16 protein-coding genes are annotated in these 13915 nt (G+C 60.5%); 8 read left to right on the top strand and 8 right to left on the bottom strand.

The annotated features are described in order from the left end of the window. Nucleotides 1-17: 17 nt before the first annotated feature. Nucleotides 18-992, bottom strand: coding sequence for a CobW family GTP-binding protein (locus BMZ10_RS01175; RefSeq protein WP_093458238.1), 975 nt, complete (start codon nt 990-992; stop codon nt 18-20). A 338-nt stretch (nt 993-1330) separates the two neighbouring features. On the opposite strand from BMZ10_RS01175, the gene BMZ10_RS01170 reads away from it, so the two are divergent. Genes BMZ10_RS01170 through alaE form a run of 3 tightly spaced genes read left to right on the top strand, consistent with a single transcriptional unit; the run spans nt 1331 to nt 3078 of the window. Further along, complete coding sequence (locus BMZ10_RS01170; RefSeq protein WP_093458237.1) at nt 1331-1606, top strand: metal/formaldehyde-sensitive transcriptional repressor; 276 nt, start codon at nt 1331-1333, stop codon at nt 1604-1606. A 19-nt stretch (nt 1607-1625) separates the two neighbouring features. Continuing rightward, entirely contained in the window at nt 1626-2585 is a 960-nt protein-coding gene (gene dmeF / locus BMZ10_RS01165; protein WP_093458236.1) for a CDF family Co(II)/Ni(II) efflux transporter DmeF, read from the top strand. Nucleotides 2586-2616: 31 nt separating this feature from the next. Next, entirely contained in the window at nt 2617-3078 is a 462-nt protein-coding gene (gene alaE / locus BMZ10_RS01160) for an L-alanine exporter AlaE (protein ID WP_256214283.1), read from the top strand. A gap of 14 nt (nt 3079-3092) precedes the next feature. On the opposite strand, the gene BMZ10_RS01155 is transcribed toward alaE, so the two are convergent. From BMZ10_RS01155 to BMZ10_RS01145, 3 genes are all read right to left on the bottom strand, one after another. After that, nucleotides 3093-3773: an HAD-IA family hydrolase gene (locus BMZ10_RS01155; RefSeq protein ID WP_093458234.1), complete on the bottom strand. Its 681-nt coding sequence runs from the start codon at nt 3771-3773 to the stop codon at nt 3093-3095. Next, nucleotides 3770-4168: a RidA family protein gene (locus BMZ10_RS01150; RefSeq protein ID WP_093458233.1), complete on the bottom strand. Its 399-nt coding sequence runs from the start codon at nt 4166-4168 to the stop codon at nt 3770-3772. Before BMZ10_RS01150 ends, BMZ10_RS01155 begins: the two co-directional genes overlap by 4 nt. Nucleotides 4169-4236: 68 nt before the next feature. After that, the gene (locus tag BMZ10_RS01145) at nt 4237-5361 is read right to left on the bottom strand and encodes an alanine racemase (RefSeq protein WP_093458232.1); all 1125 of its coding nucleotides are present in this window, start codon (nt 5359-5361) and stop codon (nt 4237-4239) included. A gap of 88 nt (nt 5362-5449) precedes the next feature. Here BMZ10_RS01145 and BMZ10_RS01140 point away from each other — a divergent pair, with 88 nt between their 5' ends. The 4 genes from BMZ10_RS01140 (at nt 5450) to xopG (ending at nt 8911) form a co-directional block, all read left to right on the top strand. Continuing rightward, complete coding sequence (locus BMZ10_RS01140; RefSeq protein ID WP_093458231.1) at nt 5450-6355, top strand: LysR family transcriptional regulator; 906 nt, start codon at nt 5450-5452, stop codon at nt 6353-6355. A gap of 74 nt (nt 6356-6429) precedes the next feature. After that, entirely contained in the window at nt 6430-7626 is a 1197-nt protein-coding gene (locus BMZ10_RS01135; RefSeq protein ID WP_093458230.1) for an MFS transporter, read from the top strand. An 87-nt stretch (nt 7627-7713) separates the two neighbouring features. Then, on the top strand, nt 7714-8202 hold the full coding sequence (locus BMZ10_RS01130; protein ID WP_093458229.1) for a type III secretion system chaperone family protein: 489 nt from the start codon (nt 7714-7716) through the stop codon (nt 8200-8202). 4 nt (nt 8203-8206) lie between these two features. Further along, nucleotides 8207-8911, top strand: coding sequence for a XopG/HopH/AvrPtoH family type III secretion system effector (xopG, locus tag BMZ10_RS01125; protein ID WP_093458228.1), 705 nt, complete (start codon nt 8207-8209; stop codon nt 8909-8911). Between the two features lie 93 nt (nt 8912-9004). Here xopG and BMZ10_RS01120 read toward each other — a convergent pair whose 3' ends face one another. After that, on the bottom strand, nt 9005-9781 hold the full coding sequence (locus BMZ10_RS01120) for an AraC family transcriptional regulator (protein ID WP_093458227.1): 777 nt from the start codon (nt 9779-9781) through the stop codon (nt 9005-9007). Between the two features lie 119 nt (nt 9782-9900). Between BMZ10_RS01120 and BMZ10_RS01115 the strand changes: the two genes are divergently transcribed. Then, a complete protein-coding gene (locus BMZ10_RS01115) occupies nt 9901-10707 on the top strand; it encodes a sulfite exporter TauE/SafE family protein (RefSeq protein ID WP_093458226.1) in 807 nt (268 codons plus the stop codon). Here BMZ10_RS01115 and BMZ10_RS01110 read toward each other — a convergent pair. From BMZ10_RS01110 to BMZ10_RS01100, 3 genes are all read right to left on the bottom strand, one after another. After that, on the bottom strand, nt 10659-11627 hold the full coding sequence (locus BMZ10_RS01110) for a LysR substrate-binding domain-containing protein (protein WP_093458225.1): 969 nt from the start codon (nt 11625-11627) through the stop codon (nt 10659-10661). The genes BMZ10_RS01115 and BMZ10_RS01110 overlap by 49 nt on opposite strands. Beyond that, nucleotides 11627-12682, bottom strand: a complete 1056-nt coding sequence (locus tag BMZ10_RS01105) for a D-cysteine desulfhydrase family protein (RefSeq protein ID WP_093458224.1) — start codon at nt 12680-12682, stop codon at nt 11627-11629. The genes BMZ10_RS01110 and BMZ10_RS01105 overlap by 1 nt, the downstream gene beginning before the upstream one ends. A gap of 63 nt (nt 12683-12745) precedes the next feature. Next, a complete protein-coding gene (locus tag BMZ10_RS01100) occupies nt 12746-13507 on the bottom strand; it encodes an SDR family oxidoreductase (RefSeq protein WP_093458223.1) in 762 nt (253 codons plus the stop codon). Between the last annotated feature and the right edge of the window lie 408 nt (nt 13508-13915).

Raw genomic sequence — 13915 nt, 5'->3', positions numbered from 1 at the left:
ATCGGCAGATTCAAGGTTCAGGCAGCGTGCAGGCAGTCGAGGAATCCCTGGCGCAGCTGTTCACTGTCCAGATCCCGACCGATAAACACGAAACGGTTGTCTCGGGGCTCATCGTCTTCCCAGCGACGTCCGGGGACGGCTTCCAGCAGCATGTGCACACTGTGGAAGTGAAACCGTCGGGCTTCGCTCGAGAAATTCAACAACCCCTTCATTCGCATCAGGCGCTGGCCCTGGTCGTTGACCAGCTGGTTGATCCAGCGATTGAAACGGTCGGGATCCAGGCTCCCGCCGCTCACCACCGAGCACGATGAAATCGAGGCATCGTGCTCATGCTCATGTCCCTCGTCCTCAAGGATGTCTGGCTCGATCATCAGCAGGTTCGGCAGGGAAAAGCGCCTGGTCCCCAGCAGTACATCCACGGCAATCTGCGAATGCCGGGCCGGTAGCAGCGCCGCCGTGCGGTTGATCAGGCGTACCTGAGCACTGATGTCGGCGAGCGTATCGGCGCCGATCAGGTCGACCTTGTTGACGATCAGCGTGTCGGCAAACGCGATCTGCTCCCGCACGATTTCGTCGCCCAACTGGCCGTGCAGGTGCAGCGCATCGATCACCGTGATGACCGACTCAAGCTCGACCCGGCTGCGAAGATCGGGATCCGCGAGGAAGGTTTGCAGCACGGGCGCGGGATCCGCCAGGCCAGAAGTTTCGACGATCAGCCGATCCAGACGGTCGCCGGCCAGGCTCAGCATCTGCTTGACGCTGGCAACCAGATCGGCGCGCACGGTGCAGCAGACGCAGCCGTTGTTGATCTCGATCAGGGCCTGCTGCTCCGACACGATGAGCTCACCGTCGATGCCGACTTCGCCGAACTCGTTGACGACCACGCCGATCCGGTACTGCGTGTTCTGGTTGAGCAGATGATTCACGAGGGTGGTCTTCCCGGCGCCGAGGAAGCCGGAAATAACGGTGACAGGGATTTTTCCAGTGACCATGCGTGTTGCCCCTACAAGGTGTTGTCACGCCACATCCGCGGGCGCTTTCACCTGTACTTGCCACTTTCAGACCAGCTATTAGCCTCTGTCTGGAGTTGACTTGTCGTTGTCACGATTGGACATGTCGCTTGTCCTGATGTGTCGAAAGGTGAATAAAAGGACAAGCCATGGCTGCGGCACGCCCTCAACGGGTCGCTGTCTGAGCGAGAAGTTGCTCCAACTTGATGCATCGACGCTCCCGAAAGGCGAACGCAACCGCGTCAACGTCCGCTCGCGGGCATTGCATAGGTATAGGGGGTATGCCTATGATCGTCGCTATAGCAATCAGGGGATATCCGATGGGTCATGTAGCAGCCAACAAAGACAGTCTTCTCAAGCGAGTAAAACGCATCGCCGGTCAGGTCCAGGCCGTCGAGCGAGCGCTGGAATCGGACCTTGACTGCGCGCGCACGCTGCACCTGGTGGCCGCCACGCGCGGCGCCATCAATGGCTTGATGGAAGAAATCATCGAGGAACATGCGCGGGCCCACGTCGCAGACCCGGCGCTCAGTGAAGAAGCGCGGGCCAAGGGCGTGGAAGAGCTGCTCGAAGCCATTCGCCGGTACTCCAAGTGAGCGCAGAAGGTAAAGACTCATGAACGATTCCCGCCTCAATTACACGCACGACCATGTGTTTCTCGGTTCATCGCACGACGAGAACGCCAGGCGCACCCTTTGGGTGGTGGCACTGACGGTGCTGATGATGGTGGGCGAGATCGCTGCCGGCTACCTGACCGGCTCGATGGCATTGCTTGCCGATGGCTTCCACATGGCGACCCATGCCGGCGCGCTCGGCATCGCCGCCGCCGCATACGGCTACGCCAGACGTCACGCGCGCAGTCAGCGCTACAGTTTTGGCACCGGCAAAGTGGGCGACCTGGGCGGCTTCGCCTCGGCGTTGATTCTCGGCCTGGTTTCGTTGGGCATCGGCGTCGAATCCGTCGTGCGCCTGTTGCAGCCTGCGCACGTGGAGTTCGGCACCGCCACAACGATTGCGGTTGTCGGCCTGATGGTCAACATCGCCAGCGCCCTGCTTCTCGGCCACGGACACGGCCACAGCCACGATCACTCTCACGAACACGCCCATGAGCATCCTCACGAGCACGGCCATGGCGTGCACGCCCATGCGCCGCACGACAACGACAACAACCTGAAATCGGCCTATGTGCATGTGGTCGCCGACGCACTGACCTCGGTCCTGGCCATCGCGGCCTTGCTCGCCGGACGGTATCTGGGCTGGGTCTGGCTGGACCCGGTGATGGGCATCGTCGGCGCGCTGGTGATTGCGCGTTGGGCATGGACGTTGATGGGAGTCACCGCAGGCGTGCTGCTGGATCAGACGGATGCGCACGTCGCAGATGAAATTCGCGAACGGGTCGAGCAGCCGGGGGACGCCACCATCACCGACCTTCACGTCTGGCGGGTGGGGCCTCAAGCCCATGCCGCCATCGTTAGCGTCATCGGCGAGCCGACCACTGACGCCGACACCATTCGCGAACGGCTCAGACCGGTTCACGAAGTCAGCCACCTCACGGTCGAGTTCCGCCCGGCCTGACGCCTTGCACCTGACTAGAAGGAGACGGAATTTGCAGCCACCTACCGAGCGGACACCACGTCGGACCGCGTTTCTGGCGGACACCACGGCGTTGATCCTGTTTTTCACGACCACCGGGATCATCAATGAACGTTTCATAGCCGGCATGACGTGGGATCAGGTGCTGCATGCGCGCCTGCTCGGCGCCGTGCTGATGATTCCCGTCGCCAGGCCTTACGGCCTGTGGCGGGACTGGCTGATGAAGCGCGCCGGACCTGGCCGGGCGTCCCTGCTGCTCTGGGACAGTATCGCCCTGGTGAGTTTTCAAGTGCCGATCTACGCAGCCATCATTGCCTTCAGCGGCGCATCGGGCGGCGGTCTGGTACGCGGCACCCTCGGCGCGGCCCTGATGATGCTCTTGCTGGGCCGGCCTTATGGCGCATTCCTGAACGGCGTGCGCAAGGTGTTTGGCTTGCCGCCGGGCGGCGAAAAACCGATGTCGCTCAACAGCTGACCGGGAGGTACGTTCTACGCCTGCACCGCGATGCTCGCCAGGTCCGCTTGCAGACTCTCCAAAGTGGGCCTTGTGATCAGCGGTTCAGGAGCGCCCTCGGGCGCCGTCAGACCAATGCGGTTGTGCCAGATCGTCGGCAGCCCCGCTTTCTGCGTGCCGAACAGGTCATAGGCTGAACCTGCAACGAACACGGCATGAGCCGGCCCGACGCCTGCAGTTTCCAACGCCAGCCGATAAGGCGCAGGATCCGGTTTGTAGAAACCGGCTTTCTCCGAGGTGATGATCACGTCGAATGGCACACCCAGCAGGTCGGCCGCGATGTGACCCAGTCTGTCCGAGCAGTTGGTCACGACTCCCAACTGATAAACAGGTTTGAGCGCTGCCAGCACGGCTTTGGCCTCTGCCCACGGCTGCAATTCGCCCCAGCGCGCTTCCAGTCGGGCAGCGGCCTGAGGGCCCAGACCCACTTCGATCGCAGCCTCCTCCACCAACGTTTCGTAGGGCCGATAACGGCCGCAGCCATAGGTCGCTTTCAGGTACGCCATCCGCCAGGTCCGCCCCATCTGCTCTGATCCAGCGACGGAATTCCACAAGGTCCAGGAATCGAGCAAGGCGGTCAGCAAATCGAACAGCACCAGTTCAACCGGCGCGGCGGGCTGGAGGGGACCTGTGTATCGCAGCGCAGGGGAAGTCATTTCAGCGATTCCTGTTCAGGGTTGACGCGTTCGGCAACGGCGGTGATTTCCACGAGGGCACCGTGATGCAGCTGGCCGCAGGGAATGATTGCGCGCGCAGGCTTGTGGGTACCGAGAAACTGGGCGTACAACGCGTTCACCAGCGGCCAGTGAGCCACGTCCGAGATGAAGATCTGCACATTGATCAAGCTTGCCAATGTTGCATCGCCCGCGTGCAACACGGCCTCCACATTGGCCATGGCCTGGGAAAACTGAGCTTCCATGCCCTCGGGGAAGGTCCCTGTGCGGGGGTCGAACGGCAGTTGTCCAGACACGAACAGCAGGTTTCCCGAGACCACCCCGTGCGAGTAATGACCGCCCGGCACAGGCAGGTCTTTTGAGTTGACGATCTTCATCGATGTTTTCCTCTTCATGCGTTACAGCCATGGGTTAAAGCGGGCCACGAGCGCTGTCGGACGCCCATTCACCAACCCGAGATGCGTGGCCAGTAACCGACACGACGCTCCTCGGCCAGGACGTGATAACCGGCATGCTGGGCGGCGGTCGCACAGGCGTGATTGGGCAGGATCCGCAACTGAGTGCCCACGGGCAGCGCCTGGACGGCAGCAGGATTCGCGGAGCGAGAGGTGATGATTCCATGCTCCTGGTTCGCCGCCGTCACGATCAGGTCTGCGACGGGTCGGCCGGACAGGTCGCAAACGACGCCATAGCCTTGATCGACGCGCTGCTTCGCCGTCCCTTGGTCGCGCGACAGCGCCATCCAGCCGGCGTCGACGATGACCCAGCCCTTTTCCGGCTGATGGCCGATGACCGTCGTCAGCACCGAGACGGCGATCTCCTGCACGTCACAGACGCCCAACCCGGCCATCACCAGATCGAAGAACGCGAACACGCCTGCGCGGACCTCCGTGACACCGGCCAAGTCCTGGGCGAACAGCGCCGTGGGCGTCGAGCCGACGCTGACAATTGGTGTCTCGAAGCCGGCCTTTCGCAGCAGTCCGGCAGCGTTGACGACGGCCTCACGTTCCTGGCGGGCAAAGGCTTCGATGTCCGAACGAGACTGGCTGTCATAAGCGTTTCCGGCGTGGGTCATGACGCCGCTGACCTTTACCCCGCTTCCTTCGAGCAGCCGGGCGATGTCGACCAATAACGGAGAATCCGGCGGGATTCCCGAGCGGTGCCCATCGCAGTCGACCTCCAGCAACACCTCGAACGATGAGTCGCAGTCGCGAGCAAAGTCAGCCAACAGGCGAGCGGTTTGAAGGTTGTCCAGCACCAGTTTCAGCGCCGCGCCCTGTTCCAGCAGGCGCGCTGCGTGGGCGAACTTGTTGGGCGCGATGCCCACGCCATACAGGATGTCGGTGTAACCGGCAGCAAAGAAGAACTCAGCCTCGCGCAGGGTCGACACCGTAATCGGCCCTTTGGCACCTTCGAACAGGCGCTCGGTCACTTCCAGGCATTTGTTGGTTTTAACGTGAGGCCGCAACGTGACGTCGAACGGTGCCAACGTGTTTCGCATGCGCAGAATGTTGCCGTCCAGCCGGTCACGGTCCAATAACAGCAAGGGGGTTTCAGTCAGGTCGGGCATGTGTTCTCTCCGGTAATGGCGCTATTCTAAGACGCAAATTACCGGTCTGAACGTTAGCTTCATTCACTCTATAATTCAGTATTTCTTAATGATCGACGCTTTTGACATTCGCTTTCTGCTGATCATCCGCGAAAGCAAGAGCCTGCTGGAAGCTTCCCGAAAACTGGGCCTGACGCCTTCCGCGGTCACTCAGCGACTTCAGCTGATGGAGAAGAAACTCGACGTCCGCCTGGTGGACCGCTCTGCGCGTCGACTGCGATTCACCGACGAGGGCGAATTGCTCTGCGCGCGGGGCACGGGCCTGTTACAGCAGTTCGATACCTTGCTCGAAGAACTGCAGGAACGCCGCCGGGGCTTTGTCGGAAAACTGAAAATCAATGCGCCGTTCGGCTTCGGCCGGCGGTATGTCGCGCCCTCGGTCGCAGCCTTCAAATCCCTGCATCCTGAAGTCGAAATCATCCTGACCCTGTCCGATCAGCCGATGCTGGAAGTTGAAGATCGCTTCGATGTGGTCATCCATATCGGCCAGCTCGGCGTCTCGAACCTGGTGTGTCGAACCCTCGCAGCCAATCGCCGGTACGTCTGCGCCTCACCGGCGTTCATCGCACGGCACGGCCCGATCGAATCTCCGGAACAGCTTGCCGAGCTGCCATGCATCGCCCTGCGGGAAAACAACGAAGACGTCACCCTCTGGCATTTCAACCGCGGTCGAAACAGCAAAAGCGTGCGGGTACAGGCCTTCCTGAGCTGCAATGACGGCAACGTCATCAAGCAATGGGGCTGCGACGGACTCGGCGTCATCCTGCGCTCGGAGTGGGACGTCGCCCACGACCTGGCGCAAGGAACGCTTGTGCGACTGCTGCCCGGCTGGAAACTGCCCGACGCCGATGTCGTCGCCCTCACCCACCAGCGCGACGGCCTGCCGGAGCGAACCCGCAACTTCATGCGCCTGCTGCAGGAGTCATTCCAGTCCGAGCCGCCGTGGCGTGCTTGAGTGCGTATCATCGAAACCGCCCGGCCAGCCTGCTCAGCCAAAGGCCTCGAGCCCGCTCAACGACAGGAGTTCATGTGCGTAAGGATTATCTCGCTTTTTTTACCTCGCTGTTTCTGTCGCGGCTGGCGGATCAGATTCTGTTATTCATCGTGCCGCTGGTGGTGTTCCAGACGACCGACAGCGCTTCGTGGGCAGGGCTCGCCTTTTTCGTGGAATCGCTGCCGCGGTTTCTGGCGTTTCCGTTGTGCGGCGCGCTGTGCGACAAGTACTCGCCGGTCAGGATCCTGCACGTCAGTCAGGTCTATCGAGCAGTGCTTTGTGTACTGGCGATGGAGTTCTACGGGATGCTGGGCGGCATCGGCTGGCTCATCGCGTTGTCCGCCCTGTGCGGGGTGTTGACCACCCAAGGCATCATGGCGCGCGAAGTGGTGATGCCACATATCTTCCAGCAATACAGCTACACCAAGACCCTGTCCTATTCTCAGATCGCCGACCAGACCGGGCTGGTGCTCGGGCCTGTGCTGGCGGCCTTGATGCTCGAAGTCTGGGCGTGGCATTGGGTGGTGCTCTGGGTCGCCGGCCTGTTCCTGCTGGCGGACCTGAGCCTGCGGGCGTGGCAACGTTCGAGCCGGATCACGCTGCCGGCCTTTGAGCAACATCACGATGTCTGGCTGCAGCCCTTGCGTATCGCGTTCCAGCACATCGTCAGCTTCGCCGAGCTGAGGAAGATCATCACGCTGGCAGTGGGCGTCAACCTGATCGTCGGCGTCACCCTGGCCACTTCGGCTGCCATGGTCATCGGCCAGTACGGCGCCGGCAAGGACAATTACGCCGGGCTGCAAGCGGCCGGTGCGGTCACGACCATCGCGATTCTGTTTCTTCTCGCGCGCAAGGTGTGGTCGCTGCGCCTGCTGGGCAGTGTCGGTTACTCGATGATCGCGATCGGCGCATTCGTCTGCGCCCTCAGCCCGAATCTGCCTGGGTATGCGCTGGGTTTCCTGCTGATCGTCGGGTTCGACAAAATGTTCAACGTCTACATGCGCACGCTCCGGCAGCGCGTCATACCGTTTCAGGATTTCGGCAAGACGGTCGGTGTGATCACGCTGCTCAACAACGCCTCCCAGCCATTTGCCGGCTTGATGGTGGCATGGCTGGCTGCACCGTTGGGAATCCGCAATGTCATCCTCGCCTTTGCCGTGCTCGCCACCTTGCTTGGGGCATGGACGGTGTGGTGGTTTGCCAAGCGCGTGGCCGGAATCGCCTCGCGCTGACCCCGACAGATATCGCTGCGCACACACTGGATGATGGAACCTGATCCAGCGGCCGTGCCACACACGCGTATTTATCGGAGGTCAATGATGAAAGCAGCGCAGGATTACGAGCGGGTCATTCTTCATCTTTTCAGGTTATTAGGTCAGCCTCAGCCCACGGTAAATCCCGATAGCGAGGTCAGGTTGACGCTCAAGTGCGGCGTCGCCACCGACCTCCAGCTTCTTGAGGAGTATGTGGCATTCAGTGCGAGCCTGAAACTTCCGGCGTCGCCTTCCGCGGAGTTGTTGACGGACTTGCTGCAGGCCAATCTGGACGTGACCCACAATCCGGCGATCACGATCGCCGCGGTGGCCCAGACCCAGGAGATTATCGTCTGGACCAAGCAACATCTTGCTCAGGCGAACGAGCGCGAGATCGTTGATCTGTACGACCGCTTCGCACACTGCGTCGAGGCAGTACAGCGTTGCATCGCTCGCGCTGACGCCTCCGGCAGAAGCGTGCGCAGACCACCGGTTGCCAACCCCCTTCAACAGCGTGCGACAAGCAGGCACTTCCAACCCTCCTCATTGGGCTGAAATCATGCGCATCCAAAGCACTGTCGCTCCGCATGTGAGCATCGAGGCTCACAACCCGGCAGGCCTTCAGAAGGCTGAGACTGCCCTGCAACGAATCGCCAGCCGCCCCAACGGCTCCACCCTGCTCGCTGAAATCGCCAGATACTCCACTAATGGACGGTCGCTGCGCATCAATGTCACGAGCGCGGAAATAAGCTCCGCTGCCAGAGCAGCGCTCACCACCCGCCAGGCGTTGGCTCGTGGAATTCCAGACAGTGACTTGAATAAGGAAAACAACCGGACAGCCTCCTCGCTGGCGAGGAAAACAGGCTGGCGCAAAGCCGAAGGATCGTCTGCGGTGGTCGACTGGAATCCGTCGGAATATCCGGACATCGATGCCCACGGCAGACCTCGCCTCGTCAATGACGAAGAGCACGCGTTCGTTTCGCTGGCGCACGAGCTGGTTCACGGGTATCGCATGATGAAAGGTACGTACACGGGCGGCGACGGCAGCGACAGGTACCAAGCCGGCACGCCGGCGGCCATCGAAGAAGACCGCGCGGTCGGTATCGGAAGGTATGCCGGTAAATTGCTCAGCGAAAATGGCATACGGCAGGAACATGATCTGCCGCTCCGAGGCCAGTACCGCGCCGCCACACCTGTTTATCAGCCTGAAGACAATGCCGACATGGTTTTCAGCCGGCGTAGGGATTCGTTTGAGCAGGATTAACGTATTGGCTCAGTGCAGCGTTATCCCGCCAAGCGAAGCCGCCGGCAGTCATCGGCCCGAGGATCTCCCGCGGCACGAAGCGGCACGGCGGCATCACCTCGCGTCCTGGGCCGGTAGATAGAATGAAGGCGGCCTGCCTGTCACCCGCCGAAACATCGTGGCAAACGCTGCGGGGCTGTCATACCCCATCTCCATGGCAATGGTGGTCACACTGTGCCCCTCGGCCAGCCGTGCAAGGGCCAGGATCGCGCAGGCGCGTTGCCGCCATTGCCCGAAGCTCAAGCCAGTCTGTTCCCGGAAGAGCCGATTGAACGTCCGTACACTGATGAACAGTGCTTCAGCCCATGCCTGCGCCGAGGTGTTGATGTCCGGTGTCAGCAGGAAGGTCTTGCAGATGCCCAGCAACCGCTCGTGCGACGGCATCGTAATCTGCAGAGCCAGCTGATTTGCGCGCTCGATTTCATGCAGCAGCAGCTTGATCAGGGCGCCGTCCCTGCCCTCCTCGTCATACTCCAGCGGCATGTCCACCGCCTCCTGAAGCAGATTGCGCAACAATACACTGACGTCGATCACCCGGCATCGCGCCTCGGCGATCACGGATTCAGCGTGTTCGATGTAAAGACTGTGGGTCGTCACACCCAGAAAAAGCACTTCATGTGGCACTTCCCGAGGGATCCATACCGCACGCTGCGGAGGCACGATCCAGGTTCCGAGGCTCGTTGTCACCTGCATCACCCCCTTCGATCCGTACAGCAACTGCGAGCGTCGGTGAGTATGCATCGGCAAGCGATGGCCGTACTCATACTCGGTGCAGATCGCAACGGCGGGACGTGGGGTGGCATCGAGAAGCGAGATAGAAGCGTTGCGCATCGTCAAGATCCAGAAGCTTGGCCGGAACGCGAACACGGTCGGCGCGTTCGCGAAAGTCCATTTCGTACCGCGGCAATAAGATGCCCGCTCGATTCACATTGAGCAATGGATGATACGGGATGAGCCTTTTGTTGTTGGCAGTGCTGGGTTGCATGACCGGAGTCACGACAGTGCTGTTTGGATTCGGTGGCGGCTTCGTCGTGGTGCCGCTGGTCTACCACCTGGTGATGTCCAGCCATGCCCCTGGCGAAGCCGGGTGTGACAACGCCATGCAGATCGCGGTCGCTACATCGACGGCCGTCATGGTGGTCAGCGCATGGGTGGCCACGGTCAGACAGCGGCGCGCAGGTCGACTGGTCGGCGGCTACATCTGGCCACTTGGCGGTTACATCGCACTCGGCGCAGTCGCCGGGGCAATGCTGGCCAGTGCAATGACCAGTGACGCAATCCGTGCAGGGTTTGTCGCTTATCTGGCGGTGACCATAGCGGACTGTATGTTCCGGAAGGGATTTCTGCACACGTCAAACCCTAACGCGCGGCGACTGCATGGCGTGCCCTTGAAAGGCATCGGCATTGGCGCCGTGGCCGCGTTGCTGGGTGTCGGTGGCAGTGTCATGACGGTGCCGATGCTGCGCAGGTCCGGCCTGAGCATGGCTCAGGCGTCAACGCTGGCGAACCCTCTGAGCCTGCCCGTGGCGCTGGCAGGCACGTTGATGTACGGCATCATGGGGCAACTCCAGACGCCAGGCATACACAGTGGTTTTTTGGGCTACATCTATCTTCCGGCGTTCGTATTGCTCAGCGTCGGTTCCGTGCTAGGCGTGGGGCTGGCACTGCCACTCGCGGGAAAGATCCCCGACAGACTGCATGCCCGCATCTACATCGCGTTACTGGTCGTTGTCGGGTTGAGCCTGGTGGTCAAGTGACCGCTGCGACATGGATCTCGCGCCGTTTCCATCAGCCACTCCTTGAAAGCCTGGGCAGCCACCGAAAGCTCGGATCTGGAGATCTGCACAATGTAGTAAGCCAAGGGACTGGACTGGGCTTGGCCGAAAGGTCTGATCAGGCGCCCGGCATTGAGGTCTCCCATCACCAGGCTGCTCCTGCCAAGCGCCACTCCGCTCCCCGCCATCGCTGCCTGCAGCCCTGCTGCGGAATCATTGATCTTCAGCACTCGGGTCCCAAGAGATACTTCATGCCCTGCGGACTCAAGCCAGCTTTCCCAAGTGGGAAATGCAGCGGTCCCTTTCATGGAAAAGTCATGGATGATCACGTGATGGCGCAACATCTCGGCGGACGTCAGCGGATGATCCCCTTCCAGCAGTGCGGGGCTGCAGACGGGAAAAAAGGTGTCTTCCATCAAGTGCGTGGCCTTCAGGCCGGTCCATCGCCCATGCCCGAAGCGAATACCCAGGTCGATCCGTTGCGCTGCGAGATCGACCAGGCGTCCATCGGTGTGCAGTATCAGTTCGAACTGTGGATACAGCGATTGAAATTGCTCGACGCGGCTCAGCAGCCATTTGTCCGCAAAGGCAGGCGTGATCGTGACAGTGATATTCGCCGGTGCTGCCCCCTTGCGCAGCCCCTCAACGCCTTTCGTCATCATGTCGAACGCTTCCTGAAGTTGAGCGAGCGCCTTGACTGCAGGCGCTGTCAGTTCCAGCCGCGCCGGCCCTCCTCGATACCTGTGAAAGAGCGGTATGCCGTAGCTGTCTTCCAGGGTGCGGACCAACTGGCCTACCGCCGCCGGCGTGACATTCAGCTCGTGAGCGGCACCCACAAAACTCAGGTGCCTGGCAGCAGCCTCAAACGCGCGCAGTGCATTGAGATGGCGAGGCGCGCGCATCATCGAACTCCAGTGGTGGTAAATCTCTCATCAAGAAGGCTCTGATAGGCGTATAAACCCGGGACTCCACCGGTCATCAGAAAAATGACATCGTCGCCAGGGCCGTATACCCCGGCGCGTAACTGCTCAAGCAATCCTGCGAACGCTTTGCCGGAATAGACCGGGTCCAGCAAAACGCCTTCACTTCTGGCTAACAGCGCCACCGCCTCGACCATGCTTTCGGTGACCTGGCCATAGGCAGGCCCCAGCTGATTGTCGTCAACGTTGACGACAAGGGGTTCAGACGAACGAGCACGGCCGATCAAGTCCAGCGTCGACAGCGTCAATTCCCTGGTCGTGTCAGCAGTGATTTGCTTGTTCGCCATGACCGCGTAGCCAGTGATGATATCCGGCGATTTCCCCTGCGCAATCCAGCCCGCCAAGAGGCCTGCCTGTGTACCACTGCTGCCATTGGCCAGGGAAATGTTCCTGACGTTCAAGCCGTCAGCTTCAGCCTGCCGCGCTATTTCAGCAGCGCACTCGGCGTAACCCAAGGCTCCAAGCGATGTTGATCCTCCAGTGGGGATTACCGCCACCTTTTTCCCCTGCTGTTCCAGCCTGTCCCTCAAAGACTGCGCGAAAAGCGGCGCCGACTCTCCTTTATTCAATAAATGGCTGTTTGCGCCGAAAATGCGGTTGAGCCACAGGTTTCCATTCGCCTGATAGTCCTCAGTCTGGATGTCGACCTGCTGAGACAGGATCAAATGGCACTCTAGACCGAGCCTTGCGCAAACCGCTGCGGTAAGTCGCGCGTGGTTGGACTGTACGCCGCCAAAAGTGATCACGGTGTCCTGGCCGTTATTCAATATGGACGCCATATGGTATTGAAGCTTCCTTAACTTGTTTCCTCCCCCTCCGATTGGCATCAGGTCATCGCGTTTCAGATAAATCCCGACGTTGATTCCCTCGCGCCGCAGGACGGCCTCAAGGTTCTCGGCGCGCTGCAGCGGCGTCGGCCCGCCCAAAAGATCGACAGAGGGAAAACCGGCGTAAGCATTTTTTATCGTGTACTTCATCGCACCTGGCTCCATATCCACATAGGACGGGACCACCGACTTTTTCACCGGTGGTCCCATCGATCAAAACTGTGACAACCCTCCATCCACAACGATCTCTTCGCCGGTGATGAAAGAGGCTTGGTCACTGGCCAGAAACAGAACGACCTTGGCCACTTCACCGACTTCGCCGAAGCGACCCAGCGGTACGGATGCTTCGATACCTGCAGCCACTTCCTTCAGCTGAGAATCAGACAACCCCAGCTTGCTGTGAAATGGGGTGCTGATAGGGCCTGGGCTGACGGCGTTGACCCGGATGCCACGGGGTGCCAGTTCGGCGCCCAGAGTGCGGGCCAGTGAACGAACAGCCGCTTTCGTCGCTGACAATATCGACAGGCCGGGCGTGCCAACGGCATTGAGAAAGGACGTGGTCAAGATCACGCTGCCGCCCTTGCTCAAGAGTGGAGCCGCTTTCTGTACGGTGAAAAATGCGCCGCTGAAGTTCAATCCGAACTGCTCGTGGATTTGGGCGGCGGTCACGTCTTCAAGAGGGGAAGCATTGCCAGCACCCGCGTTGGCGAAAACGACATCGAGACGGCCGAATCGTCGGGAGATTTCGCTGATGACAGCATCCAGTGACTCGGGTTGCCGCAGATCGGCTGTTAGAACGAGCGCGTTTTCACCCAACTCCAGACGCGCCTCATCCAGGCGCTGAGCGGTGACGCCCGTGACAATCACCTGCGCACCCTGCGCGACGAATTGACGAGCAGTTTCCAGCCCGATACCGGACGTACCACCGGTGATCAAAACGACTTTGTCGTCGAAATTGCGAATGGAATAAGTCATGGTTTTTCCTCAGTTTCGCTGGTGGGTTCATGCCAGTGATCTGGCGTGAATTCACTATCCGAAAATCAGAATCCGGCAACAAACCACAAGAACTTGGCGATCACTAAAGAAAAACTATTCCGCCGCGCACGTTCGACACAGCCTGTCGTTCCGGTCACTCATCAACGATGCGACAGGCACGAACAGACTCGTTTGCGCCCCCTACCTGCCTGAAGGCGACGCTGAACATATCGACAGGCAGACCTGCACGGACCGCTCGTTCGTTCACGACAGCTGACCGATACCCGTCCTCATTTTTCAGTGGAGACGACTGAGCGCATCAAACTCCGCTTCCTCAGTGGAGGCCATGGCTGGGATCAGGTGTCTCGCCTTTTGCAGGGTTGAAGGTGCTGCAAAGGGCATTACCAA

It is taken from the genome of Pseudomonas sp. NFR16, assembly GCF_900108875.1.
Lineage (GTDB): Bacteria > Pseudomonadota > Gammaproteobacteria > Pseudomonadales > Pseudomonadaceae > Aquipseudomonas.
The sequence above is the reverse complement of the archived record's forward strand: the minus strand, read 5'-3'. Positions and strand labels throughout refer to the sequence as shown.